This is a genomic window from Pseudomonas sp. LPB0260, from assembly GCF_013388395.1.
Genome location: NZ_CP058247.1, coordinates 4,154,833 through 4,178,975, shown reverse-complemented (window position 1 = coordinate 4,178,975; position 24,143 = coordinate 4,154,833). Strand labels below are relative to the sequence as shown.

The 24,143-nt window shown below is 67.2% G+C and carries 21 protein-coding genes; 13 read left to right on the top strand and 8 right to left on the bottom strand.

Going from position 1 to position 24,143, the window contains the following annotated elements; translation table 11 throughout:
* The first annotated feature begins 134 nt into the window (after positions 1–134).
* The 5 genes from tkt to LPB260_RS18620 all read left to right on the top strand — a co-directional run bounded on the left by tkt (position 135) and on the right by LPB260_RS18620 (position 6,341).
* A complete protein-coding gene (gene tkt / locus LPB260_RS18640) occupies positions 135–2,132 on the top strand; it encodes a transketolase (RefSeq protein ID WP_208707289.1) in 1,998 nt (665 codons plus the stop codon).
* A gap of 71 nt (positions 2,133–2,203) precedes the next feature.
* A complete protein-coding gene (gene epd / locus LPB260_RS18635; protein ID WP_208707288.1) occupies positions 2,204–3,271 on the top strand; it encodes an erythrose-4-phosphate dehydrogenase in 1,068 nt (355 codons plus the stop codon).
* Between the two features lie 5 nt (positions 3,272–3,276).
* On the top strand, positions 3,277–4,440 hold the full coding sequence (locus LPB260_RS18630; protein WP_208707287.1) for a phosphoglycerate kinase: 1,164 nt from the start codon (positions 3,277–3,279) through the stop codon (positions 4,438–4,440).
* A 146-nt stretch (positions 4,441–4,586) separates the two neighbouring features.
* Positions 4,587–5,651, top strand: coding sequence for a class II fructose-bisphosphate aldolase (fba, locus tag LPB260_RS18625; RefSeq protein WP_208707286.1), 1,065 nt, complete (start codon positions 4,587–4,589; stop codon positions 5,649–5,651).
* A 327-nt stretch (positions 5,652–5,978) separates the two neighbouring features.
* A complete protein-coding gene (locus LPB260_RS18620; protein WP_208707285.1) occupies positions 5,979–6,341 on the top strand; it encodes a hypothetical protein in 363 nt (120 codons plus the stop codon).
* Positions 6,342–6,447: 106 nt separating this feature from the next.
* On the opposite strand, the gene LPB260_RS18615 is transcribed toward LPB260_RS18620, so the two are convergent.
* Positions 6,448–8,064 carry a M28 family metallopeptidase gene (locus LPB260_RS18615; RefSeq protein WP_208707284.1) on the bottom strand — a complete coding sequence of 539 codons (1,617 nt, stop codon included), beginning with the start codon at positions 8,062–8,064 and terminating at the stop codon, positions 6,448–6,450.
* A gap of 310 nt (positions 8,065–8,374) precedes the next feature.
* Here LPB260_RS18615 and LPB260_RS18610 point away from each other — a divergent pair, with 310 nt between their 5' ends.
* Positions 8,375–8,881, top strand: a complete 507-nt coding sequence (locus tag LPB260_RS18610; protein WP_208707283.1) for a YgjP-like metallopeptidase domain-containing protein — start codon at positions 8,375–8,377, stop codon at positions 8,879–8,881.
* Between the two features lie 21 nt (positions 8,882–8,902).
* Here the strand turns inward: LPB260_RS18610 and LPB260_RS18605 are convergent, their stop codons facing one another.
* Together LPB260_RS18605 and LPB260_RS18600 are read right to left on the bottom strand one after the other, a co-directional pair.
* Positions 8,903–9,136, bottom strand: coding sequence for a DUF2789 domain-containing protein (locus LPB260_RS18605; protein WP_208707282.1), 234 nt, complete (start codon positions 9,134–9,136; stop codon positions 8,903–8,905).
* Between the two features lie 110 nt (positions 9,137–9,246).
* On the bottom strand, positions 9,247–9,729 hold the full coding sequence (locus tag LPB260_RS18600) for a GreA/GreB family elongation factor (RefSeq protein ID WP_208707281.1): 483 nt from the start codon (positions 9,727–9,729) through the stop codon (positions 9,247–9,249).
* A 137-nt stretch (positions 9,730–9,866) separates the two neighbouring features.
* Between LPB260_RS18600 and LPB260_RS18595 the strand changes: the two genes are divergently transcribed.
* Positions 9,867–10,724, top strand: coding sequence for an HDOD domain-containing protein (locus tag LPB260_RS18595; RefSeq protein WP_208707280.1), 858 nt, complete (start codon positions 9,867–9,869; stop codon positions 10,722–10,724).
* Between the two features lie 8 nt (positions 10,725–10,732).
* Here the strand turns inward: LPB260_RS18595 and yccS are convergent, their stop codons facing one another.
* On the bottom strand, positions 10,733–12,919 hold the full coding sequence (gene yccS, locus LPB260_RS18590) for a YccS family putative transporter (protein ID WP_208707279.1): 2,187 nt from the start codon (positions 12,917–12,919) through the stop codon (positions 10,733–10,735).
* Positions 12,920–13,109: 190 nt separating this feature from the next.
* Here yccS and LPB260_RS18585 point away from each other — a divergent pair, with 190 nt between their 5' ends.
* The 5 genes from LPB260_RS18585 to LPB260_RS18565 all read left to right on the top strand — a co-directional run bounded on the left by LPB260_RS18585 (position 13,110) and on the right by LPB260_RS18565 (position 18,364).
* Positions 13,110–14,567 (top strand): nodulation protein NfeD, encoded by a 1,458-nt coding sequence (locus LPB260_RS18585; RefSeq protein WP_371926109.1) that lies wholly within the window; start codon positions 13,110–13,112, stop codon positions 14,565–14,567.
* Positions 14,568–14,569: 2 nt separating this feature from the next.
* Positions 14,570–15,322 (top strand): slipin family protein, encoded by a 753-nt coding sequence (locus LPB260_RS18580; RefSeq protein WP_208707277.1) that lies wholly within the window; start codon positions 14,570–14,572, stop codon positions 15,320–15,322.
* A gap of 201 nt (positions 15,323–15,523) precedes the next feature.
* On the top strand, positions 15,524–16,237 hold the full coding sequence (locus LPB260_RS18575; RefSeq protein ID WP_208707276.1) for a glutathione S-transferase family protein: 714 nt from the start codon (positions 15,524–15,526) through the stop codon (positions 16,235–16,237).
* Positions 16,238–16,437: 200 nt separating this feature from the next.
* Positions 16,438–17,559 carry an alanine dehydrogenase gene (gene ald, locus LPB260_RS18570; protein WP_208707275.1) on the top strand — a complete coding sequence of 374 codons (1,122 nt, stop codon included), beginning with the start codon at positions 16,438–16,440 and terminating at the stop codon, positions 17,557–17,559.
* A gap of 151 nt (positions 17,560–17,710) precedes the next feature.
* Positions 17,711–18,364, top strand: coding sequence for a protocatechuate 3,4-dioxygenase (locus LPB260_RS18565; RefSeq protein ID WP_208707274.1), 654 nt, complete (start codon positions 17,711–17,713; stop codon positions 18,362–18,364).
* Positions 18,365–18,376: 12 nt separating this feature from the next.
* Here LPB260_RS18565 and LPB260_RS18560 read toward each other — a convergent pair whose 3' ends face one another.
* From LPB260_RS18560 to LPB260_RS18550, 3 genes are all read right to left on the bottom strand, one after another.
* A complete protein-coding gene (locus LPB260_RS18560; RefSeq protein ID WP_208707273.1) occupies positions 18,377–20,215 on the bottom strand; it encodes an SLC13 family permease in 1,839 nt (612 codons plus the stop codon).
* A 74-nt stretch (positions 20,216–20,289) separates the two neighbouring features.
* Positions 20,290–21,474, bottom strand: a complete 1,185-nt coding sequence (locus LPB260_RS18555) for an NAD(P)/FAD-dependent oxidoreductase (RefSeq protein WP_208707272.1) — start codon at positions 21,472–21,474, stop codon at positions 20,290–20,292.
* Between the two features lie 75 nt (positions 21,475–21,549).
* Positions 21,550–22,002 (bottom strand): DUF302 domain-containing protein, encoded by a 453-nt coding sequence (locus tag LPB260_RS18550; protein ID WP_208707271.1) that lies wholly within the window; start codon positions 22,000–22,002, stop codon positions 21,550–21,552.
* 136 nt (positions 22,003–22,138) lie between these two features.
* Here LPB260_RS18550 and LPB260_RS18545 point away from each other — a divergent pair, with 136 nt between their 5' ends.
* Complete coding sequence (locus LPB260_RS18545) at positions 22,139–22,879, top strand: ABC transporter substrate-binding protein (RefSeq protein WP_208707270.1); 741 nt, start codon at positions 22,139–22,141, stop codon at positions 22,877–22,879.
* 2 nt (positions 22,880–22,881) lie between these two features.
* On the opposite strand, the gene LPB260_RS18540 is transcribed toward LPB260_RS18545, so the two are convergent.
* Positions 22,882–24,117: a diguanylate cyclase domain-containing protein gene (locus LPB260_RS18540; protein ID WP_208707269.1), complete on the bottom strand. Its 1,236-nt coding sequence runs from the start codon at positions 24,115–24,117 to the stop codon at positions 22,882–22,884.
* Positions 24,118–24,143 lie beyond the last annotated feature (26 nt).

Below are 24,143 nucleotides of genomic sequence, written 5' to 3'. Positions count from 1 at the left end.
CGCGATTTGCCTTGTTGATGCCGCGCCTGGCCCGAGAAAAGCCGGACCTGCGACCATCTGTCATTGCCCCGCACCGCCCGGGTGGGCGAAAATGGCCGCCTTTTTCGTGATCAGCCCCAGCAGGAGATTCAGCGATGCCCAGCCGTCGTGAGCGTGCCAATGCCATTCGTGCCCTGAGCATGGATGCCGTGCAGAAAGCCAACAGCGGCCACCCGGGTGCCCCGATGGGCATGGCGGATATCGCCGAAGTGCTGTGGCGTGACTACCTCAAGCACAACCCGAACAACCCCGAGTTCGCCGACCGCGACCGCTTCGTGCTGTCCAACGGCCATGGCTCGATGCTGATCTATTCGCTGCTGCACCTGACCGGCTACGACCTCGGCATCGAGGACCTCAAGCAGTTCCGCCAGATGGGCAGCCGCACCCCGGGCCACCCGGAATACGGCTACACCCCGGGCGTCGAGACCACCACCGGGCCGCTCGGCCAGGGCCTGGCCAACGCCGTGGGTTTCGCCATCGCCGAGAAGGTCCTGGCTGCGCAGTTCAACCGCGACGGCCACGCCATCGTCGACCACAACACCTACGTGTTCCTCGGCGACGGCTGCATGATGGAAGGCATCAGCCATGAAGTCTGCTCGCTGGCCGGCACCCTGGGCCTGGGCAAGCTGATCGCCTTCTACGACGACAACGGCATCTCCATCGACGGCGAGGTCGAAGGCTGGTTCACCGACGACACGCCGAACCGCTTCGAGGCCTACGGCTGGCAGGTGATCCGCAACGTCGACGGCCATGACGCCGAAGAGATCAAGATCGCCATCGACACCGCGCGCAAGAGCGCGCAGCCGACCCTGATCTGCTGCAAGACCACCATCGGCTTCGGCTCGCCGAACAAGCAGGGCAAGGAAGACTGCCACGGCGCGCCGCTGGGCGTCGACGAGATCGCCCTGACCCGCGCCGCCCTGGGCTGGGAGCACGGCCCGTTCGAGATTCCCGCGGAGATCTATGCCGAGTGGGACGCCAAGCAGGCCGGCGCCGCCGTCGAGGCCGAGTGGAACGAGCGTTTCGCCGCCTACGCCGCCGCCTACCCGGAACTGGCCACCGAGTTCCAGCGGCGCATCAAGGGCGAGCTGCCGGCCGACTTCGCCGAGAAGGCCGCCGCCTACATCCAGGAAGTCGCCGAGAAGGGCGAGACCATCGCCAGCCGCAAGGCCAGCCAGAACGCGCTGAACGCCTTCGGCCCGCTGCTGCCGGAATTCCTCGGCGGCTCGGCCGACCTGGCCGGCTCCAACCTGACCCTGTGGAAGGGTTGCCAGGGCGTCTCCGCGGCGGACGCCTCGGGCAACTACATGTTCTATGGCGTGCGCGAGTTCGGCATGAGCGCGATCATGAACGGCATCGCCCTGCACGGCGGCTTCATCCCCTACGGCGCGACCTTCCTGGTGTTCATGGAATACGCCTGCAACGCCGTGCGCATGTCGGCGCTGATGAAGAAGCGCGTGCTGTTCGTCTACACCCACGACTCCATCGGTCTGGGCGAGGACGGCCCGACCCACCAGCCGATCGAGCAGCTGGCCAGCCTGCGTTGCACGCCGAACCTCAACACCTGGCGTCCGGCCGACGCGGTGGAATCGGCGGTGGCCTGGAAGTGCGCGATCGAGCGCAGCGATGGCCCCAGCGCGCTGATCTTCAGCCGCCAGAACCTGCCGCACCAGAGCCGCGACGCGGCGCAGCTGGGCGACATCGCCCGCGGCGGCTACGTGCTCAAGGACTGCGCCGGCGAGCCGGAGCTGATCCTCATCGCCACCGGCTCGGAAGTCGGCCTGGCCGTGCAGGCCTACGACAAGCTCAGCGAGCAGGGCCGCAAGGTGCGTGTGGTGTCGATGCCGTCGACCAGCGTGTTCGACCAGCAGGACGCCGGCTACAAGCAGGCCGTGCTGCCGCTGCAGGTCGGCGCGCGGATCGCCATCGAAGCCGCCCATAGCGACTTCTGGTACAAGTACGTGGGGCTCGAGGGTCGGGTCATCGGCATGACCACCTTCGGCGAATCGGCGCCGGCGGCGGCGCTGTTCGAGCACTTCGGCTTCACCCTGGAAAACGTCCTGGAAACCGCGGCCGAACTGCTGGAAGGCTGATCAGCAGTTAGGATGGGTCGGGCTGCGCGCGGCGCGGCTCATCCTACGGTCGTTTATCCATCGAGATCGCCATGTCCAAGCGTCCCTATAGAGTTGCCCTCAACGGCTACGGCCGCATCGGTCGCTGCGTGCTGCGCGCGCTGCACGAGCGCGGTGCGGGCGCGCAGCTGGAAATCGTCGCCCTCAACGACCTGGCCGACCAGGCCAGCCTCGAATACCTGACCCGTTTCGACTCGACCCACGGGCGCTTCCCCGGCGAGGTACGGGTCGAAGGGGACTGCCTGCATATCAACGGCACTTCCGTGCAGGTGCTGCGCCAGGAGGAGCCGGAAGGCATCGACTGGGCGGCGCTGGACATCGACCTGCTGCTGGAGTGCTCGGGGCAGTACACCAGCCGTGCCGAGGCCGAGCGTTTCCTCGAGGCCGGTGCACCGCGGCTGCTGCTGTCGCAGCCGATGGCCGGCGAGGCGGATATCGACGCCACCATCGTCTTCGGGGTCAATCAGCAACGCTTGAGCGGCGCCGAGCGCCTGGTGTCCAACGCCAGTTGCACCACCAACTGCGGGGTGCCGCTGCTCAAGCTGCTCAACGACGCCGTGGGCCTGGAGTACGTCTCCATCACCACCATCCACTCGGCGATGAACGACCAGCCGGTGATCGACGCCTACCACCACGAAGACCTGCGCCGCACGCGCTCGGCCTTCCAGTCGGTGATCCCGGTGTCCACCGGCCTGGCCAAGGGCATCGAACGCCTGCTGCCGGAACTGACCGGACGCATCCAGGCCAAGGCCATCCGGGTGCCGACGGTCAACGTCTCCTGCCTGGACATCACCCTGCAGACCGCCCGCGACACCTCGGCCGCCGAGATCAACCGGGTGCTGCGCGAGGCCGCCGAAGCCGGGCCGCTCAAGGGCCTGATCGCCTACACCGAACTGCCCCATGCCAGCTGCGACTTCAACCACGACCCCCATTCGGCGGTGGTCGATGGCAGCCAGACGCGGGTCTCCGGCCCGCGCCTGGTCAACCTGCTGGCCTGGTTCGACAACGAGTGGGGGTTCGCCAACCGCATGCTCGATGTCGCCCAGCATTTTCTCGAAGTCTCCTCTGCCACCGTTCCACCAGCCCCCGTGAAGGACTGATTCCAATGACCGTTTTGAAGATGACCGACCTCGACCTCCAGGGTAAGCGCGTGCTGATCCGCGAAGACCTCAACGTGCCGGTGAAGGACGGCGTGGTGAAGAGCGATGCACGCATCCTCGCCGCCCTGCCGACCATCAAGCTGGCGCTGGAGAAGGGTGCGGCGGTGATGGTCTGCTCGCACCTGGGCCGCCCCAGCGAGGGTGAGTTCTCCGAGGAGAACAGCCTCAAGCCGGTTGCCGACTACCTGGCCAAGGCCCTGGGCCGCGACGTGCCGCTGCTGGCCGACTACCTCGGCGGTGTCGAGATCGCCGCCGGCGAGCTGGTGCTGTTCGAGAACGTGCGCTTCAACAAGGGTGAGAAGAAGAACAGCGACGAGCTGGCCCAGCAGTACGCCGCGCTGTGCGATGTGTTCGTCATGGATGCCTTCGGCACCGCCCACCGCGCCGAGGGCTCGACCCATGGCGTGGCCAAGTTCGCCGCAGTGGCCTGCGCAGGTCCGCTGCTGGCGGCCGAGCTGGACGCCCTGGGCAAGGCCCTGGGCAACCCGGCCAAACCGATGGCGGCGATCGTCGCCGGTTCCAAGGTGTCGACCAAGCTGGACGTGCTCAACAGCCTCAGCCAGGTCTGCGACCAGCTGATCGTCGGTGGCGGCATCGCCAACACCTTCCTCGCCGCCGCCGGCTTCCCGGTCGGCAAGTCGCTGTACGAGGCCGATCTGGTGGACACCGCCAAGGCCATCGCGGCCAAGGTCAGCGTACCGCTGCCGGTCGACGTGGTGGTGGCCAAGGCCTTCGCCGAGGATGCCGAGGCGACCGTCAAGCTGGTGGCCGAGGTGGCCGAGGACGACATGATCCTCGACATCGGTCCGCAGACCGCGGCGCAGTTCGCCGAACTGCTCAAGTCCAGCCGGACCATCCTGTGGAACGGCCCGGTCGGGGTGTTCGAGTTCGATCAGTTCGGCAACGGCACCAAGGTGCTCGCCGAAGCCATCGCCGAGAGCCCGGCCTTCTCCATCGCCGGCGGTGGCGACACCCTGGCGGCGATCGACAAATATGGCGTGGCCGAGCGCATCTCCTACATTTCCACCGGCGGTGGCGCCTTCCTCGAGTTCGTCGAGGGCAAGGTGCTGCCGGCCGTGGCCGTGCTCGAAGAGCGCGCCCGGGGCTGAGTCGCCCGGGGCGCGCCGTGGGCCGGGCGTTGAAGCCTGGACCGCGGCGCGCGCCAGCGACCCCTTATCCCCGAATACTTGAATAGCGCCTGCCCCTGCGGCAGGCTTGCACGATTAACGACCTCCAAACCGGGAGACAGGAAACCATGGCACTTATCAGCATGCGCCAGATGCTCGACCACGCCGCCGAATACGGCTACGGCGTGCCGGCCTTCAACGTGAACAATCTCGAGCAGATGCGCGCGATCATGGAAGCGGCCGACAAGACCGACTCGCCGGTGATCGTCCAGGCTTCCGCCGGTGCCCGCAAGTACGCCGGCGCGCCCTTCCTGCGCCACCTGATCCTCGCCGCCATCGAAGAATTCCCGCATATCCCGGTGTGCATGCACCAGGATCACGGCACCAGCCCGGATGTCTGCCAGCGTTCGATCCAGCTGGGTTTCTCCTCGGTGATGATGGACGGCTCGCTGAAGGAAGACGGCAAGACCCCGGCCGACTACGACTACAACGTCCGCGTGACCCAGCAAGCCGTGGCCATGGCCCACGCCTGCGGCGTCTCGGTGGAAGGCGAGCTGGGTTGCCTGGGCAGCCTGGAAACCGGCATGGCCGGTGAAGAAGACGGCGTCGGCGCCGAGGGTGTGCTCGATCACAGCCAGATGCTCACCGACCCGGAAGAAGCCGCCGACTTCGTCAAGCGCACCCAGGTCGACGCCCTGGCCATCGCCATCGGCACCAGCCACGGCGCCTACAAGTTCACCAAGCCGCCGACCGGCGATATCCTCGCCATCGACCGGATCAAGGCGATCCACGCGCGCATCCCCAACACCCACCTGGTGATGCACGGCTCCAGCAGCGTGCCGCAGGAGTGGCTGGCGGTGATCAACCAGTACGGCGGCGACATCAAGGAAACCTACGGCGTGCCGGTCGAGGAGATCGTCGAGGGGATCAAGCACGGCGTGCGCAAGGTCAACATCGACACCGACCTGCGCCTGGCCTCCACCGGTGCCATGCGCCGCATGATGGCCGAGCACCCGAGCGAGTTCGACCCGCGCAAGTTCTTCGCCGCCACCGTCACCGCCATGCGTGACATCTGCATCGCCCGCTACGAAGCCTTCGGCACCGCCGGCAACGCCTCGAAGATCAAGCCGATCTCCCTGGAAGGCATGTTCCAGCGTTATGCCAAGGGCGAGCTGGCGGCCAAGGTCAACTAAGCCCGCGCCGCGTCAGCCAGAAAGCCCGCTCTCGAGCGGGCTTTTTTGTTGGCCGCGATGGAGGGCTTGTCATGGCGCAGGAGCTGATTTTTGACGGAATTGATAGATCTCGAGCTCATCGCGGACGCGAATAGTATTTCGGCCGTAGTGTGACTTTGTTGGCATCTGAGTCTTCTCAATGACTAGGGTGCTGATTATGTACTCGTCAGCATGCCTGCAAGAAGAAGTGCGCCCTATGCCTTCTAGGGATGGATGAGCCGGTGCAGTGAATGCGCAGGCGAGCATGCGGGATGCGAGACAAGCAGTCCACATGAGTCGAGGTTATCAATGAGAAAGCATGCCATTTATATCGCTGTTGGCTTTGCCTCCACCCTGCTGGCTGGTTGCGCCAGCCAGCCCAGCACGGCCGACCTGATGCGGGCACACGCCGATGAGGCGCAGGCTCGTGTGGAGTTGAGGAAGCAGTTTGCCGCGGACTGGGATCGTGGCTCGGAGCTGGTGCGCGACGGCGAGAAGCGCATCAGCAAGGGCGAGAAGCAGATCGACTCGGCCGAGCAGGCCCTCGAGGAGGGGCGTGAGCAGGTGACCCGCGGTAACCGCGAGATCGAAGAGGGGCGTCGCCTCCTGGAAGAGAGCGAGCGCCAGTTCAAGGAGCACTTCCCCGGGCATGCGCTCAGCAGCGGCAGCTGATAGCGCGCGGGTTCATCGGTCCGGTGGGCGAGCGCCTGCCGGGCCGTGTAGCGAAGAAGCCAGGCCCTGCGGCCTGGCTTCTTCGTTGTGGGTCAGGGGCGATGCCTTACTTGACCCAGTGCTTGCCCCAGTGGGTGATGTCATAGGCGGCAGACTGCTGTGCGCTGAAGGCGCGGGTGCTCGGTTGCTGCGCCGCGGCGATTTCGTCGTCGATGATCTTGGTCGACAACGACAGCCAGCTGGTGGCGAACGCCGCGGCATCGCCGTTGATCTCCAGGGCCTGCTGGTTGATGTTGAGGGTGTTGTCGCAGGCCTGGTGGTAGCAGGGGTCGAAGGCGACGCCGGCGTCGCCACCGTACTTCGCCGCCTGCTCTTCGCTCTTCAGCACTTCGGCGCCGGTGAACAGGCCGCCGAAGGCGATGCCGTCGAGGAAGAACTGCGCGTAGTCGGAGCGGAAGCTGATCTCGTCACCCTCCGACGGCAGCGCGCGCAGGCGGTAGTAGGTCTCGAACAGCTTCTCCACCGCCGCCGAGCCGGGTGGGCCCTCGAGGCCGAACTGCGAGCCGTCGCCGTCATAGATGAAGTAGGCGAAGTTCGGCGAGGCGATCATGTCGAAGTTCAGGTAGACCTTGATCTTGGCTTTCTCCTGCGCACTGAGGTTCTGCACGTAGTGGGTCGAGCCGACCAGGCCCGACTCTTCCGCGCCCCACCAGGCGAAGCGCACCTTGTTGTGTGGACGGGCCTTGCGCATCTGCAGGGCCATTTCGAGAATCGCCGCGCTGCCCGAGCCGTTGTCCTGGATGCCGCCGCCCTCGAACACCGAGTCGAGGTGGGCGCCGACCATCACCACGTTGTCCGGGTTGCCCCGGCGGGTTTCGGCGATGATGTTGTAGGTCTCGGTCTTCTCGCGCACCACATCGACCATCAGGCGCAGTTGCAGGCCGGCGGTGGCGGCCCAGGCCGCGCCCAGGTCGTAGGTGGCGAACAGCACCGGGATGCCGCCGCCGTAGCCGTCGCCGAGGGTCGCGTTGAGCAGGCCCTTGCGCTCTTCGGTGTTGCCTTGGTTGAAGATGATCGCGCCGACGGCACCGGCCGCCGCGGCGTTCTCGGCCTTCTGCTGGAAGCTGCAGGCACCGCGCTGGATCAGGGCGATGGAGCCGGCCGGGAAGCCGGCGAAGTCGGCCGCCTCGCAGCCGCTGGTCGAGGCGTTGTTCGGCCCCAGGGCCAGGTCGACCGGCGCGACGCTGGCGCTGAGGTTGCCGGCCTCGGTCTGCGACAGGTAGGTGAAGTCCGTCTCCCATTCATAGGTGGCCGGCGTCGGCGCCAGTGCCGCCAGTTCGCCCGGGCCCTGGGGATAGAAGGCGGTGAACGGGAAGGGCTGCAGGCTGACCTGGTAGCCGGCCCCCTCGAGGGTCTGCTTCACGTAGTCCACCGAGGCCTGGTAGCCCGGCAGGCCGGCGGCGCGGGTGCCGCCGTTGGCGGCGGCGATGTCCTGCAGCATCTGCAGGTGGTACATGGTCTTGCGCGCCTGCATGCAGCGGGGCAGGCCCAGCGGGCTGTTGTTCAGCAGCACCGAATTGCAGCCGGCCGAGGTCGGTCGGGCCGGGCTCCAGAACTCGTTGAGCAGGTCGCTGGGTGTCGGCGGGGCAGCTTGCAGGCTGGTGGACAGGGCGAGGGCGAGAGCGCAACTGAGAAAACGCCAGTGGGTAACTGTTCTAGACATGGTTCCTCCAATCCTTAGGGAGAGTGCGTTGCCAGGTCGGCTTGTGGCCCCTGGCGACTGGTCCTTAACTGCATCGATCCGGACGCGAAGGGGAAGCCTAGCCCGGCTTTTCAGTTTTTGGAGCACCCGTACCATCTCTGTGAATTGGTGCACCCTTTGGCGCGTGCGAATCGACCGCGCAAGCGGGGGCGGCTCGGTGATCGGGGGCGTCGCCCAGCTTGCCTCAGGCGACGAACGGTAGGCCCGCGGGGCGGCGCTGCGGCATACTCCGCGGCCCCGATCCATCCCAGCGAGCAACCGGGCCGCGGCCATGACTCCACTGAAATACCTCCAGGGCTATCCCGCGCAGTTGCTCGATCAGGTGCGCCAGCTGATTGCCGAAGAGCGTCTGGGCGACTACCTGAGCCGGCGCTATGCCGGTCGTCACGCGGTGCAGAGTGACAAGGCGCTGTACGCCTACACCATGGCGCTCAAGCAGGAACACCTGCGCAATGCGCCGGCGCTGGACAAGGTGCTCTACGACAACCGCCTGGACCTGACCCACCGCGCCCTGGGCCTGCACACGGCGATCTCGCGGGTGCAAGGCGGCAAGCTCAAGGCCAAGAAGGAGATTCGCGTCGCCTCGCTGTTCAAGGAGGCGGCGCCGGAATTTCTGCAGATGATCGTGGTGCACGAGCTGGCGCACCTGAAGGAGTCCGAGCACAACAAGGCGTTCTACCAGTTGTGCGAGCACATGCTCCCCGGCTATGGCCAGCTGGAGTTCGACCTGCGCCTGTACCTGACCTGGCGCGAGCTGTCGGCGGCCAGGCCCGGCTGAGCGCTCAGGTCCCTGAGCCGCTCAGCCGCGCAGCATCACGTTGAGCTGATCGACCACCTCGGCCCAGTCGGCGTCCTCGAGGATCTCCTCGCGCAGGAAGGTCGCCTGGGACGGACTCCAGAAGGCGGCGTCGGCGAGTTTGCAGGTCGGCGCCAGAGGCGAGTGGTTGCGCACGAAGCGATCGATGCTGCCCTGATCGGCGGGCAAGCCGAGTTGCTTGAACAGGGCCGGAAGACTGTGGATGGGGCTTTCCATGACGAGTACCTCTGCTCGGTGGATAAGGCGCCGATGGGGCGCCGGCCAGCGCACGACCATGCTCTTATCAGCCTAGCGCAGATCGCGGCTGGCCTGGTCTGCGCGCCGGTTCAGAGCACGCGCAGTATCTCGAAGTGCTGCACGCCGCCGGCGATGCGCAGCTCCACCTCATCGCCCGGGCCGCAGCCGAGCAGGCGCTGACCCAGGGGCGCGCGCGGACTGACCAGCAGTACCTCCTGACCCTGCCACTGAAGCCTCAACCCGGCGCCCTCCGGGCCCAGCAGCAGGCATTGCTCACGCTCCCGGGCATCGGCCAGCCAGACCAGGGCGCCGAGCTGGATGCCCTGCCGCGGGTCGAAGGGACGCAGGGTCAGCTGCTGCCAGGCGCTCAGGCTCTGGCGGATCTCCTGCGCCCGGCGCGCCTGACCGGTCGCCAGGTAGGAGGCCTCCAGGCCGAGGGTGTCGTACTTGTTCTCGGCGATATTCTGCTCGTCGGTGGCCGCCTCGTAGGCGCTCTGGGCGGCGCGCTGGGCCAGCTCCAGATCGGCCTGCAAGCGTTCGATGATCAACGGGTGAAGCGTGTTCTTGTCCATCGACGACTCGCCAGCACAGCGGGAAAGCTCGGATTATCCGCGTGCCAGGCCTCCCTGGCAAAACCGCGGCGGCTGAAAGTCACGCAATAGAAGGGCCGCTTGGCTACACTCGAGGCGATACTGGGCCGGAGGCAACGATGGAAACGCTACAGTCGGACTATTCGGTCTACCGCGACCTGATCGCTCAGCTGATGAGCGATCAGGAGCAGTTGCCCAGCCTGCCGTCGCTGACCTGGAAGATTCGCCGCGCGCTCGCGGAGCCCGAGGTCAGCATCAGCCAGTTGGTCGAGCTGATCAGTCAGGACCCGGCGCTCAGCGCCCTGCTGATGAAGTATGCGTCCAGCGCCCTGTTGCGTTCGCGCATGGCGCCGCGGAACCTGCTTGATGTGATGCGGGTGCTCGGCCTGCAGCAGGTGGACCGGGTGGTCATGGTGCACAGCGTCAAGAGCCTGTTCACCCTGCACAGCGCCGAGCACAAGCAGTTGTTCATGGAAGCCTGGCACCGCTTGACTCTCAAGGCCAGCGTCTGCGCCTTCCTGGCGCGCATGGTCGGGCACATCCCGGCGGACCATGCGGTGCTGGCCTGCCTGCTCAGCGAGGTCGGCTCGTTGGCCGTGTTGTCGGCGTTCAAGAGCCAAACGTTGGTACCCACCAAGGACCGCTATCTCAAGCTGTGCCGGGCCTACAGCAAGTCGCTGGGGGTCATGCTGCTGAAGAAATGGGCGGTGGACGAAGCCTATGTGCAGATCATTCGTGACATTGGTGACTGGACACTGCTGCGGCAGCGGCAGATCGAGTTGATCGACCTGGTCAACCTGGGGCTGTATCACGCGGTCAAGGACACCAATCCGGCCGCCGACCTGCCGCCGATCGACGAGCTGGCGGCCTACGCCAAGCTGGCTGCGCCGCAGAACGAACTGGACGAGCACGGCTGCCTCTCACTGGTCAGCCAGCACTGGGACGAAATCCACAGCATCGCCGCGGCCCTGCGCTAGCTATTCACTCACTTCGCCGTGCTATCGCCGCGTCCCTTGAGCAGGTGGGCGGCGAGGGTGCGCAGCGGGCCGAGTTGCCGACAGATCAACGCCAGCTGGGTCTGCACCAGGCGCTGCTGGTCATCGAGTTCCTCCGGCAAGCGCTCCAGCTCGGCCGCCAGCTGTTCCTCGGCATCGCTGTGGATCGCCACCGCGCGGCCTTCACCGAGCTCGCCGGCGATTTCATCCAGGCTGCTGGCCAGGCGTTCGGCGCTGCTCAGCAACTGGTTGTGGCCCTCGGTCAGGAGCATCTCTCCGCGATGCGCGCCGAGCCCCGAGAGGTAGCTCAGCAGGGTGTGCGAGAGCACCAGGAAGCGAAAGCCGATGTCCGCCTCCTTGCGGAAGTGCCCGGGCTCCATGAGCATGTTGCCCAGGGTGGTGGACAGCGCCGCGTCGGCGTTGTGGGCATTGCGCCGCGCCAGGCGATAGGCCAGGTCGTCGCGCTTGCCGCTGGCGTACTGCTGGATGATCTGGCGCAGGTAGGTGCTGTTGCAGCTCAGGGTGTTGGCCACCATGCGGTCGAGCCGGCGACCCTGCCAGTCCGGCAGGATCAAAAATACCGCCAGGCCGGCGATCAGGCTGCCGAGCAGGGTGTCGACCAGGCGCGGGATGATCAGGCCATAGCCGTCGCCGACCTGGTTGAAGCAGAACAGCACCAGCAGGGTGATCGCCGCCGTGGCCAGGGTGTAGCGGTTGCTGCGGGTGGCGAAGAAGGCCACCCCGGCGGCCACGGCGATGAACGATTGCAGCAGCGGATTGGGGAACAGGTCGAACAGCGCCCAGCCAAGCACCAGGCCCAGGACCGTGCCCAGGATGCGTTGCACCAGCTTGCGCCGGGTGGCGCCGTAGTTGGGCTGGCAGACGAACAGCGTGGTCAGCAATATCCAATAGCCCTGGGCCGGGTGTATCCAGTGCAGCAGGCCATAGCCGGCGGCCAAGGCGATGGCCAGGCGCAGGGCATGGCGGAACAGCAGGGAGGTCGGCGTCAGCTGCTGGCGAAGGCGTTCGGCCACGTCCTTCAGCGACTGCGGTTCGCGGTCCAGCAGGCTGCTGTCCTGTTCCTCGGCCAGTGCGTCGGGGTTGCTGGCATTGCCGAGCAGCCGGTCGAGGGTGGCGAGGTTGCCGGCCAGGGCCTGCAGCGAGCGCAGCAGGTGGCGCCAGGCCGGGTTGCTCTGCAGGCGCAGGTGGTCGAGGGAGGCGTGCAGGTCGGCCAGCGCCTGGGAGCACAGCTCGCGGTACTCGAAGGCTTGGCGCAGTTCGATGGCCTGGGCCAGTCGCTCACAGGCCTCGCCGTGCAGGCGCAGCAGGCGCTGGCAGCGGAACAGCACGTCGCTGTGGAAGAACGCCTCGGCCAGTTCGTTGTAGGGGTAGTGGGACGAGCTGGCGCGCTCGTGGATGTCCTGGGCGAGGAAGTACAGCTTGAGGTAGCGGCCGACTTTGGCGCTCGGCCGGTCATTGCCGACCCGGTGCAGGATGATTTCCTTGGTGGCGTTCAGCGCCGCCACCACCTGGCCATTCTGTTTGGCCAGGGCCAGCCGGCGCTGCTCCACGTCGAGCTGGCGCAGCGGCTCGAACAGTGCGGCCTTGAGCTTGAGGTAGCGGCCCAGCTCGCGAAACAGCCGGGCCAGGCTGTGCTGCAGCGGCTGGTGGGCGAACAGGGCGTTCCAGATCACCGAGAGCAGGCCGTACCAGGCGGCGCCGGCCACCAGCAGCAGCGGCTCCAGGCCGAAGCCGACGCTGCCGCCGCGCTGCTCGACGCCGATCATGCTGTAGATCGCCAGGATCAGGGTCGCCCAGCCGAGGGTGGCGAAACGCTCGCCGAGGGCGCCGAGCATGGTCAGGGCGAAGCTCGACAGGGCCAGGGCGGCGACGAACAGCCAGGGGTAGGGGAACAGCAGCTCCACCGTGTAGGCCGCCGCGCTGAAGCAGCCGAGGGTCACCAGCAGGGCGGTGAGCCGGCCCTGCCAGCTGTCGTCGGTTTCCGCCAGGGCGCTGGCGATCACCCCGAGGAACAGCGGGATCAGTGCGTGCATCCAGCCCTGCGACCAGCACAGCAGCAGGCTGCCGCCCAGGGCGATGAACACCCGCAGGCTGTAGCTGAACTTGTCCAGCGCCCAGAGGCGACGCAGGGAGTGGCGCAGGGAGGGAGACGACATCGTTGAACGGCCTTGTCCGCGAGACTTGCGTCGAAGACTACTGGAATAGAGCGGCCGGCGGCACTCCCCCTGCGCCGGGCCCGGGCGCCAGGCGACGGGGCGGCCTGGGATAAACCATGGACTATCCTCTAGGCAGGCAGTCGCGTCTCATGTCTGAGGCATCACCGTGGCGGCTGTCATGGAGAGGACCGTGAAGTTTTCCGCGACGTTGGCGTCGGCGCGCCGTGTATGCCTCGCCCTGGCCCTGCTGCTGGTGCCGACCTGGTTGAGTGCGGCGCCAGCCCTGGTGGTGGAACTGCGCGTCGACGGCGCGATCGGCCCGGCCAGCGCCGACTATCTGGTGCGCGGGCTGGCGCGGGCGGTGGACGAGGGCGCGCAACTGGTGGTGATCAGCATCGACACCCCCGGTGGCCTGGACACCTCGATGCGCGACATCATCAAGGCGATACTCGCCAGCCCGATCCCGGTCGCCAGCTATGTCGCGCCGAGCGGCGCGCGGGCGGCCAGCGCCGGCACCTATATCCTCTATGCCAGCCATATTGCGGCCATGGCGCCGGGTACCAACCTCGGCGCGGCGACGCCGGTGCAGATCGGCGGCATGCCCGGCTCGCCGTCGCCGAAACCGGAGCAGCCGGAGGCGGGCAAGGAAAGCGAGCCGGCCGCGCAGCCCGACCAGCAGGGGCAGGCCGAGAAGGCGGACAAGACGAAGAAGACCGAAAAGGCCGGCGCGCCGACCGATACCCTGAGCAAGAAGCAGATCAACGACGCCTCGGCCTACATCCGCGGCCTGGCGCAGATGCGTGGGCGCAACGCCGAGTGGGCCGAGCAGGCGGTGCGCGAGGCGGTCAGCCTGTCCGCGGCCGAAGCGCTGCAGCTCAAGGTGATCGACTACCTGGCCAACGATCTGGCGCACCTGCTCAAGCAGCTGCACGGTAAGACCTTCACCGCCGCGGGCGTGGAGGTCACCCTGGACACCGAGGGCGCCGTGCTGGTCAGCCACGAGCCCGACTGGCGCACCCAGTTGCTGGCGGTGATCACCAACCCCAGCGTGGCGCTGCTGCTGATGATGTTCGGCGTCTACGGCCTGTTCTTCGAGTTCTCCAACCCGGGCACCGGGGTCGGCGGCGTGCTCGGCGGTATCTGCCTGATCCTGGCGCTCTACTCGCTGCAGCTGTTGCCGGTGAACTACGCCGGCGTGGCGCTGATCCTGCTGGGCATCGCCTTCATCGCCGCCGAGGCCTTCATGCCGAGCTTCGGCGTGCTGGGCATCGGCGGGATCGTGGCGTTCTGCTTTGGTGCGCTGATCCTGATCGATACCGATGTGCCCGGTTTCGGCATCCCCCTGGCGCTGATCCTGACCCTGGGACTCACCAGCGGCCTGGTGATCTTCGTCATTCTGAGCATGGCCCTGCGCGCCCGGCGCCGCGCCCTGGTCGGGGGCGACAGCGAGCTGGTCGGCAGCCTGGTGCGGATCGACGCCGTGGCGCCGGACAACCTTAGCGGTGGCTGGGTGCAATTGCAGGGTGAGAAGTGGCAGGTGGTCAGCCAGGTGCCATTGCGAGCCGGCCAGCAGGTACGGGTGCTGGGGCGCAAGGGTTTGATGCTGGAAGTCGCGGCGGCCGAAGAGGCGCCGCCCAAAGGAGAGTAACCATGGGTTTCGAACTGAGTTTTTCCGCCCTGGCGGTGCTGCTGATCGCCCTGCTGGTCTCGGCGTTCCGCATCCTGCGCGAGTACGAGCGCGGCGTGGTGTTCCAGCTGGGACGCTTCTGGCGGGTCAAGGGCCCCGGCCTGATCATCATCATCCCCGGCATCCAGCAGATGGTGCGCGTCGACCTGCGGACCATCGTCCTGGATGTGCCGACCCAGGACGTGATCTCCCGGGATAACGTCTCGGTCAAGGTCAATGCCGTGGTGTACTTCCGCGTGCTCGACCCGCAGAAGGCGATCATCCAGGTTGAGGACTTCCTCAAGGCCACCAGCCAGCTGGCGCAGACCACCCTGCGCGCGGTGCTCGGCAAGCATGAGCTGGACGAGATGCTGGCCGAGCGCGAGCGGCTCAATGTGGATATCCAGCATGTGCTCGATGCGCAGACCGACGCCTGGGGCATCAAGGTGGCCAATGTCGAGATCAAGCATGTCGACCTCGACGAGTCGATGATCCGCGCCATCGCCAAGCAGGCCGAGGCCGAGCGCGAGCGGCGGGCCAAGGTGATTCACGCCGAGGGCGAGTTGCAGGCCTCGGAAAAGCTCATGCAGGCCGCCGAGATGCTCGGCCGCCAGTCGGGGGCCATGCAGCTGCGCTACATGCAGACCCTGAGCAATATCGCCGGAGACAAGAGCTCGACCATCGTCTTCCCGCTGCCGATCGAGCTGTTGCAGAGCATCAAGATGCCCAAGTCCTAGGGCGCCTTCGCCTTTCGTCGGGGTTGCATGCCGGGAGCGTTTTGTTATCAATTCGGCCGATGAACCTCGGCCGCCACGAAACGCTCTGCGCCGAGCCGCTTTCTGAACCTGCCTCGCCGCTGGCCTGACGGCTGAGCTGCGAGTCCGCCGCTTTCCGCAGCGCCATCGGAGCCGCTCGGCTCCGCCCCAATGGAGATGAACATGCGTGAACTCTTCGAGCTGCGCGGGGCCGACCCCGAGCTGCTGTTTTCCCCCTACTGCTGGCGCGTGCGCCTGGCCCTGCTGCACAAGGGCCTGGAGTTCCACAGCCGGCCGCTGTGCTTCACCGACAAGGCGCCGCTGGCCTGTTCCGGGCAACAGCTGGTGCCGGTGCTGCGCGATGGCGACTGCGTGGTGCACGACAGCGTGGCGATCTTCCAGTACCTGGACCGCGCCTATCCCGAGCGCCCCCTGCTCGGCACCGGCGAAGCGCAGAGCCGGGCGCGACTGCTCGAGCGGGTGATCTTCCAGGCGCTGCGCATGCCTTTGCTGAAGATCCTCGTGCCGCGGGTCCACGCGTTGATCGCGCCGGCTGACCAGGCGTATTTCCGCAGCACCCGCGAGAAGGCCCTGGGCATGAGCCTGGAGGCCTTCGCCGACCCGCAGGCGGGCACCGCGCAGCTGCGCCAGGCCCTGGCGCCACTGGAGGCCTGGCTGGCCGATCAGCCCTACCTGGACGGTGACAGCGCCGGTGGCAGCGACTACCTGGTCGGCGGCCTGTTCTTCTGGGCCTGGTGCCTGGGCACCCAGCCCTGGGCCACGGAGTCCAATGTCGGGGCCTGGTTCCAGCGTCTGCTGAATCACTACCAGACAAGCTGCGGGCCAGTGAAACGCGCCGAGCCTGACGGCCAGGCGCTGGCAGTTCCGACGGCCTGAGACGCGCGCTTATAGGGGCGGCGAGGTGGCACTCGGGCGCGTCGGCGCGTGGCGTCACGCGCTCTTCGCTCGCGATTCACTGCCGGAAATTCAGAAATTTCAGGGGATTCTCCTGAAAGGCCCGGCCAATACAGGCCGGCTGCCGGCGAGCGTTGCCTAGACTTTTCCTATGGTCATCCGGTTATCGTCTGGAGGTAGCTATGCGCATCGGTGTTCCCAAGGAAATCAAGAATCATGAGTATCGCGTCGGCCTGACGCCGCAGTCGGTGGCCGAGCTGACCGTGCTGGGGCATGAGGTGTTGGTCGAGACCCATGCCGGCAGCGCCATCGGCTTCAGCGACGCCGACTACCTGGCCGTCGGCGCGCAGATCGCCAAGGACGCCGCCCAGGTGTTCAACGAGGCGCAGATGATCGTCAAGGTCAAGGAGCCGCTGGCGGTCGAGCGCGCCCGGTTGCGGCCGAATCACACGCTGTTCACCTACCTGCACCTGGCGCCCGATCGGCCGCAGACCGACGAGCTGATGGCCAGCGGCGCCACCTGCATCGCCTACGAAACCGTGACCGACGCCAACGGCCGCCTGCCGTTGCTGGCGCCGATGTCGGAGGTGGCCGGGCGCATGTCGATCCAGGCCGGCGCCAGTTGCCTGGAGAAGGCCCGCGGCGGCCGCGGCGTGCTGCTCGGCGGGGTGCCGGGCGTGGCCCCGGGCAAGGTGGTGATACTCGGCGGCGGCGTGGTCGGCAGTCATGCCCTGGCCATGGCCGTCGGCCTGGGCGCGGACGTCACCGTGCTGGACAAGAGCGTCGATGCCCTGCGCCGCCTGGACAGCCAGTACGGTAACCGCATCACCACCCTCTACTCGACCCGCACGGCCCTGCGCGAGCAGGTGCTGGCGGCCGACCTGGTGATCGGCGGGGTGCTGATCCCCGGCGCGGCGGCGCCCAAGCTGGTCAGTGCCGAGATGATCCGGCAGATGCAACCGGGCGCGGTGCTGGTCGACGTGGCCATCGACCAGGGCGGCTGTGCGGAGACCTCCAAGGCCACCACCCATGCCGACCCCACCTATGTGGTCGATGAGGTGGTGCACTACTGCGTGGCCAACATGCCCGGCGCGGTGGCACGCACCTCGACCCTGGCGCTGAACAACGCGACCCTGCCGTTCGTCATCGCCCTGGCGGAAAAGGGCACGCGGCGCGCCCTGGAAGAGGACCCGCACCTGTGCAACGGCCTCAACGTGGCCAGGGGCCTGATCACCTGCGGCAGCGTCGCCGAGGCCCATGGCCTGGCGTACCACTCGGCCACCAGCGTGTTGGAGCACCTCTAGCCCGCGCGCTCCGTCGCCCGCCGCCTGGATGGCGGGCGGCGCCGGCCCCCTTCGCGCTTATGCGCGGCGCGGCGCGGCCGTCCTGTCGTGACGCCGCCCGCCAAGCCCGGCTAATCTCTAGTGCAGGTATTGGCTCATAGGAGAGCACGGCATGGGCAATGGGTGTATCAGTCGGCGCCGGCTAATGGCGGGCATGGGCAGCGCTGCCTTGTTGCTCGCTGCGCCGGGGGCCTTCGCCGAACGTCTGCTGACCCCGGCACAGACCCTCGGCCCCTTCTATCCGGACCCGTTGCCGCTGGATCGGGACAACGACCTGCTGATCGTCGGCGACAGCCTGACGCCGGCCAGTGGCACCGTGGTGCACCTGCACGGGCGGATTCGCGATGCGCGCGGCCGGCCCCTGGCCGATGCCCTGGTGGAGATCTGGCAGGTCGACGCCCACGGCATCTACCTGCACAGCCAGGGCGGCGACCGCGCGCGGCGCGATGGGAACTTCCAGGGCTACGGCCGCTTCCTCACCGGCAGCGACGGTCGCTACCGCTTCCGCACCATCCGCCCGGTGGCCTATCCGGGGCGCACGCCGCATATCCACTTCGCCGTCACCCTGCCGGGGCAGCCGCGCTTTACCACCCAGTGCTATATCCGTGGCGAACGCTTGAACGCCCGTGACGGCATCCTCAATTCGATCGGCGACCCCAAGCTGCGCGAGCTGTTGATCGTGCCATTCGTGCCGGTGGCCGGCTCGGTGGCGCGCGAGCAGGTGGCTCGCTTCAATATCGTCCTCGGCGTGACGCCGACCGCCTGAGCGCCGGCCGCGTCAGAGCGGCCAGACCAGCAGCAGCAGCGGCACGCTGACCACTACCACGAGGATTTCCATCGGCAGGCCGAGGCGCCAGTAGTCGCCGAAGCGGAAGCCGCCCGGGCTGAGGATCAGGGTGTTGTTCTGGTGGCCGATGGGGGTGAGGAACGAACAGGACGCGCCGATCGCCACCGCCATCAGCAGCGAGTCGGGGCTGACCCCCAGCTGGCTGGCCGCGCTCAGGGCGATCTGGCACATCACCGCGGCGGTGGCGGCATTGTTCATGAAGTCCGACAGGGTCATGGTCACCACCAGCAGCAGGGTCAGCACCACCACCGGGTTGCCCTGGGCGACGTGCTCCATCAGCAGGCGCGCCAACAGGTCGGCGGCGCCGCTCTCGGACATGGCCCCTGCCACCGGAATCATGGCGCCGAGCAGTACGATCACCGGCCAGTCGATGGACTGGTAGAGCAGGCGCAGGGGCACGATCCGCGCCACCATGAACACCAGCATGCCGGCGGCGAAGGCCACCGCCGCCGACAATACGCCGAATGCGGCGAGCACCACCGCCAGCAGCATCACCCCGGCGGCCAGGCCCGCCTGGCCCGGGTTGGGGATGCTGATGGCGCGGTCGGCCAGGGGCACGCAGGCATAGTCACCGGCGAAATCACTGATATCGCTTGCCTCGCCCTGCATCAGCAGCACGTCGCCGCGCTCGAACTGGGTTGAGCGCAGGCGCTTGATCGAACGGTGGCTGTGCCGTGAGATGGCCAGCAGGTTGATGTTGTAGCGATGGCGCAAGCGGATATTGCTCGCCGCCAGGCCAAGCAGCGGAGAGTCCGGGCGTACCAGCAGCTCCTGCAAGACGCGCTCTTCATGGCTGCTGTCTTTTTTCTCGTCGGCTTTATTCTTTTCCGGCGTTGCCTGGGCAGCGTTGCCGTCCTGATCAGCCGCCTTGTTGTCGGCTTTCTTCGCCGCGGCCAGGGTCAGCCCCAGCTTGCTGAGCACGTCGCCGAGGGCCTCCGGCTCGGCCTCGATCATCAGCACGTCGTCGGCCTGGAGGATGCGCCGCGGGTTGGGTGCCGACAGGCGCAGCTTGTTGCGCACCATGCCCACCACCTGGGCGTCGGCTTCCTCCAGCAGCTGCTCGACCTCGCGCAGGCTCTTGCCTACTGCCTTGGCGCCTTCCTTGACCCGGGCCTCGGTAATATAAGTCCCCGTATCAAAGCCGGCCGCGCCGGCCACTTCGCGCCGCGGCACCAGGCGCCAGCCGACCAAGGCGATGAACACCACGCCGGTCAGCGCCACGGCGACGCCTACCGGGCTGAAGTCGAACATGGCGAAGGGCCCGGCACCGCTCTGTGCACGGAAGCTGGAGACGATCAGGTTGGGCGGCGTGCCGATCAGCGTGGTCATGCCGCCGAGGATGGTGCCAAAGGCCAGGGGCATCAGCAGGCGACCGGGGGGCAGCTCTTGTTTGCTGGCGATCTTCAAGGCGATCGGCATCAGCAGGGCGAGGGCGCCGACGTTGTTCATGAAGGCCGACAACACCGCGCCCAGCCCGGTCAGGGCGGCGATCGACAGCATCGGTCCGGCATTGGCGGGCAATATCCGCTGCGCCATGGCGTCGACCGCCCCGGTTCTTTGCAGGCCGAAGCTGAGTACCAGCACGCAGGCCACGGTAATCACCGCCGGATGGCCGAAGCCGACGAAGGCCTGCTGATCCGGCACCAGGCCGGTGATCACGCAGGCCAGCAGCGCGCCGAGGGCGACTATGTCGTGACGCCAGCGGCCCCAGAGGAACAGGCCCATGGTGGCGGCGAGGATGGCGAAGATCAGTCCTTGGTCTTGGGTCATGCGGGCGAACGATCCTTGGAAGGAGGCGAGTGGGGTGGAGTCAGCCTAGCTGCGCCGGGATGGCGGGGTATGGCTCAGACATACTGCGCCGCCGCGTAGCCCGAGGCCCAGGCCCACTGGAAGTTGAAGCCGCCGAGGTGGCCGGTGACATCGAGCACCTCGCCGATGAAATACAGGCCCGGGCTCTTCAGCGACTCCAGGGTCTTGGACGACACCTCGCGGGTGTCGATGCCGCCCAGGGTCACCTCGGCGGTGCGATAGCCCTCGGTGCCGGCCGGTACCAGGCGCCAGTCGGCGAGCTTCTCGGCGATGGCCCTGAGCTCGGCGGGGCTGTACTGCTTCAGCGGCTTGGAAACGAACCAGCTGTCGGCCAGCAGGCCGGCCATCTTCTTGGTGAACAGCTCGGCGAGCAGGGTCTTCAGCTCGCTGTTCGGTCGCGCGGCCTGCTGGGTGGCCAGCCAGTCCGGAAGGTCGATATGCGGCAGTAGGTCGATGCTGATGCTGTCGCCCGGCTGCCAGTAGGAGGAAATCTGCAGAATCGCCGGGCCCGACAGGCCGCGGTGGGTGAACAGAATGTTCTCGCGAAAGCTCTGGCCGTTGCAGCTGACCAGGCAATCTTCCACCGAGGTGCCGGACAGCTCCGTGCACAGTATCTTCAGCTGCGGGTCGGTGATGGTGAACGGCACCAGGCCGGCGCGGGTCGGCAACAGCTGGTGGCCGAACTGCTTGGCCACCTGATAGCCGAAGCCGCTGGCGCCCAGGGTGGGGATCGACAGGCCGCCGGTGGCGATCACCAGCGACTGACAGGCGACCTGGCCGGCGCTGGTCTGCAACTGGTAGCCGCTTTCCACCCGGGCGATCTCGCTGACCGAAGTCTGCAGGCGCAACTCGACGCCGACATCGGCGCATTCGGCCAGGAGCATCTCGAGGATGTCGCTGGACTTGTTGTCGCAGAACAGCTGGCCGAGCTTCTTCTCGTGGTAGGGCACGCCGTGCTTGGCCACCAGGCCGATGAAGTCCCACTGGCTGTAGCGGGCCAGGGCCGACTTGCAGAAGTGCGGGTTTTCGGAGAGGAAGTTGCCCGGCTCGCAATACATATTGGTGAAGTTGCAGCGCCCGCCGCCGGACATCAGGATCTTCTTGCCGGCCTTGTTGGCGTGGTCCAGCAGCAGCACCCGCCGTCCGCGCCCGGCGGCGGTCAGCGCGCACATCAAACCGGCGGCGCCGGCGCCGATAATCACCACATCCGTCACTTGCACAGCCACTTCCCCACAACCCGACGGGCGCCGCCAGCGCGGCACCGAATAGCGCGCATCTTACCCGATGGCTGCGCTTCAGGGCGTGACGACTGATGCCGCGATATCCGCCAGGGCCTCGCTCAACTTGCCGACCACCGGGCACTGTGCGATCTCATGCCGTTCGGCAATATGGGCGGGGTCGTTGTAGCCGAGCCAGACCTGGGCCGCAGCATCCTCCCAGACCAGCGCCTTGAGCGGCAGGTCGATGCCGGCGCTCTGCGCGCACTGCAGCAGCGGCGTGCCGCCCTGGGGGTTGCCGAAGATCAGCAGTTCGGTGGGGCGCAGCGCCTGGCCGACCTTGGCGGCGCCGGCGGCGTGGTCGATCCGGGCGAAGACCTGCAGCCCGCGTTGCTTTACGGCGAGCTCCAGGCGGTTCATGGTATCGGCGGCGCTGTGCGGGCTGGGCAGCACCACCAGCCCGTCTGCGGCCTGGGCGAGCACGCTGCAGAGCAGCAGGGCGAGGCTCGACAACGATCGCAGGCTGTTCATCGGCGGTTCCTCTCGGATGGGGCGTTGCTCGAGCGCTGGGTACTTGCCAGGCTGCTGCCATGACGAGACCCAGGCCACAGGTGTTTTCGTGCGTGATGACTAGTATTGACCAATGTTTCGCTATGGATAGCCCGTTATGACAGGTTTGCGCGTCTGTTGTCTGTCGCTGCTGTTGCTGGCCTGGCCCGGCCTGGCCGGGGCCGCGGAGCGACTGCGCCTGGTCGCCAGCCCCTGGCCGCCGTTCAACGACCAGAAGCTGCTCAACCATGGCCTGGCCTCGGACCTGGTCGAGACCGCGTTCAGCCGCGCCGGCTATGCCACTGACTATGTGGAGGTGCCCTGGGCCCGAGCCGTGCGCGGCCTGCGCCTGGGCGACTACGACGTGCTGATCAACGCCTGGTACAGCGAGGACCGCACCGCCTTCGGCTACTTTTCCCAGCCATTTCTGGTCAATCGCATTCGCCTGCTGCGGCGCAAGGATCGCCCGCTGCAGTTCGACACGCTGGCCGATCTCTATCCCCACCGCATCGCGGTGATGCGCGACTACGCCTATTCACCGGTGTTCGATAAGGACGGGCGGCTGCGCAAGGTCAAGGTCAGCAGTTTTCTCAGCGGCGCGCGCATGGTCCATGCCAGGCGGGTGGAGATGATGCCGGAGGACGAGATCGTCGCGCGCTACCATTTCGCCCGCGAGCTACGGGACATCCGCGATGACCTGGAATTCGTCGCGCAGCCCCTGAGCGAGAATGGCCTGCATGTGCTGGTGGGGCTCGGTCGCCCGGATCACCAGCGCATCGCCGAGGCGTTCAACCGCGCCATCGAGGCGATGCGCGCCGATGGCAGCTATGCCGCCATCTTCCGGCGCCACGGCCTGTAGCGTTACTGCCAGACCGTCAGGCCGCGGCCCTGGTGCTTGGCGCGATACAGGCGCTGGTCGGCCTCGTGCAGCAGGCTCTCCAGGCTAGTGCCTGCGCCCTGGCTGACCCCGGCGCTGAAGGACAGTGGCGGCGCGCCGGCGCTGTAGGGCAATCCGGCGCAGCGCACACGCAAGCGGTCCAGGCCCTGGGCCAGGTCGGCCGCGTCCTGCTGGCTGAGCAGGGCGAACTCTTCGCCGCCGAGGCGCGCGAGCAGGGCGTCGGGAAAGGCCTCGAGGAAGGCGCCGGCGAAGGCGACCAGGGCGGCATCGCCGCTGGCGTGGCCGTGCTGGTCGTTGATCCGCTTGAAATGGTCCAGGTCGATCATCGCCACGCTCAGGGCGCGGCCGGCGCGCTGCGCCTGCTGCAGTTGGCCGACGCCCTGCTCGTAGAAGGCCCGGCGGTTGTTCAGGCCGGTCAGCGCGTCGAACTGCGCGGCCTGCTTGAGGGCGCGCAGCAGGTCGCGCCGCTCCAGGGTCGAGATCACCCGACAGTTCAACTCTTCCGGGCAGAACGGCTTGCGCAGGAAGTCGTCGGCGCCGTGCTTGATGAACTTGGCACTGAGCGAGCCCTTGGCGTCGGCGGACAGGCCGATGATGATCAGTTCGTGGCGCTTCATCTGCTGGCGCAGCAGCTTGACCAGCTCGAAGCCGCTGAGCCCGGGCATGCTGTGGTCGACCACCAGCAGGTCGATATCCGGCTGCGCCTGGAGGATGCGCAGGGTCTCGTCGCCGTCGCGGGCCTCGAGCAGCTGGAAACGGTGCGGCGCCAGCACGTGGCGGATGTACTGGCGGGTGGCGTCGGAGTCCTCGGCGACGAGGATCTTCACCCGGCCGTTGCTTTCCAGGCGGTGCAGCAGGCGGAAGGCGTACTCGTAGGAGTGCTGGCTCTCCTTGAGCACGTAGTCGACCACCCCCTTGAGCAGCAGCTGGTCGCGCCGCTGTTCGTCGTACGAGCCGCTGAGCACGATGCACGGCAGGCCGTAGTGCATCACCAGGTCGACGCTCTCGCCGTGCGGCGCATCCGGCAGGTGCAGGTCGACGATGGCGGCGAAGAACAGCTCGGCGGAGCTCTCCAGCATGACCTGGGCCTCGGCCAGCGAGGCGCAGAACAGCGGTTGCAGCTCGGGCTCCTGGCGGAACAGGTGTTCGAGGATCTTCAGTACCAGCGGACTGTCTTCGATGACCAGAATGTTGCGCACGATCAACTCCTGTAGCGGGTGCGGCC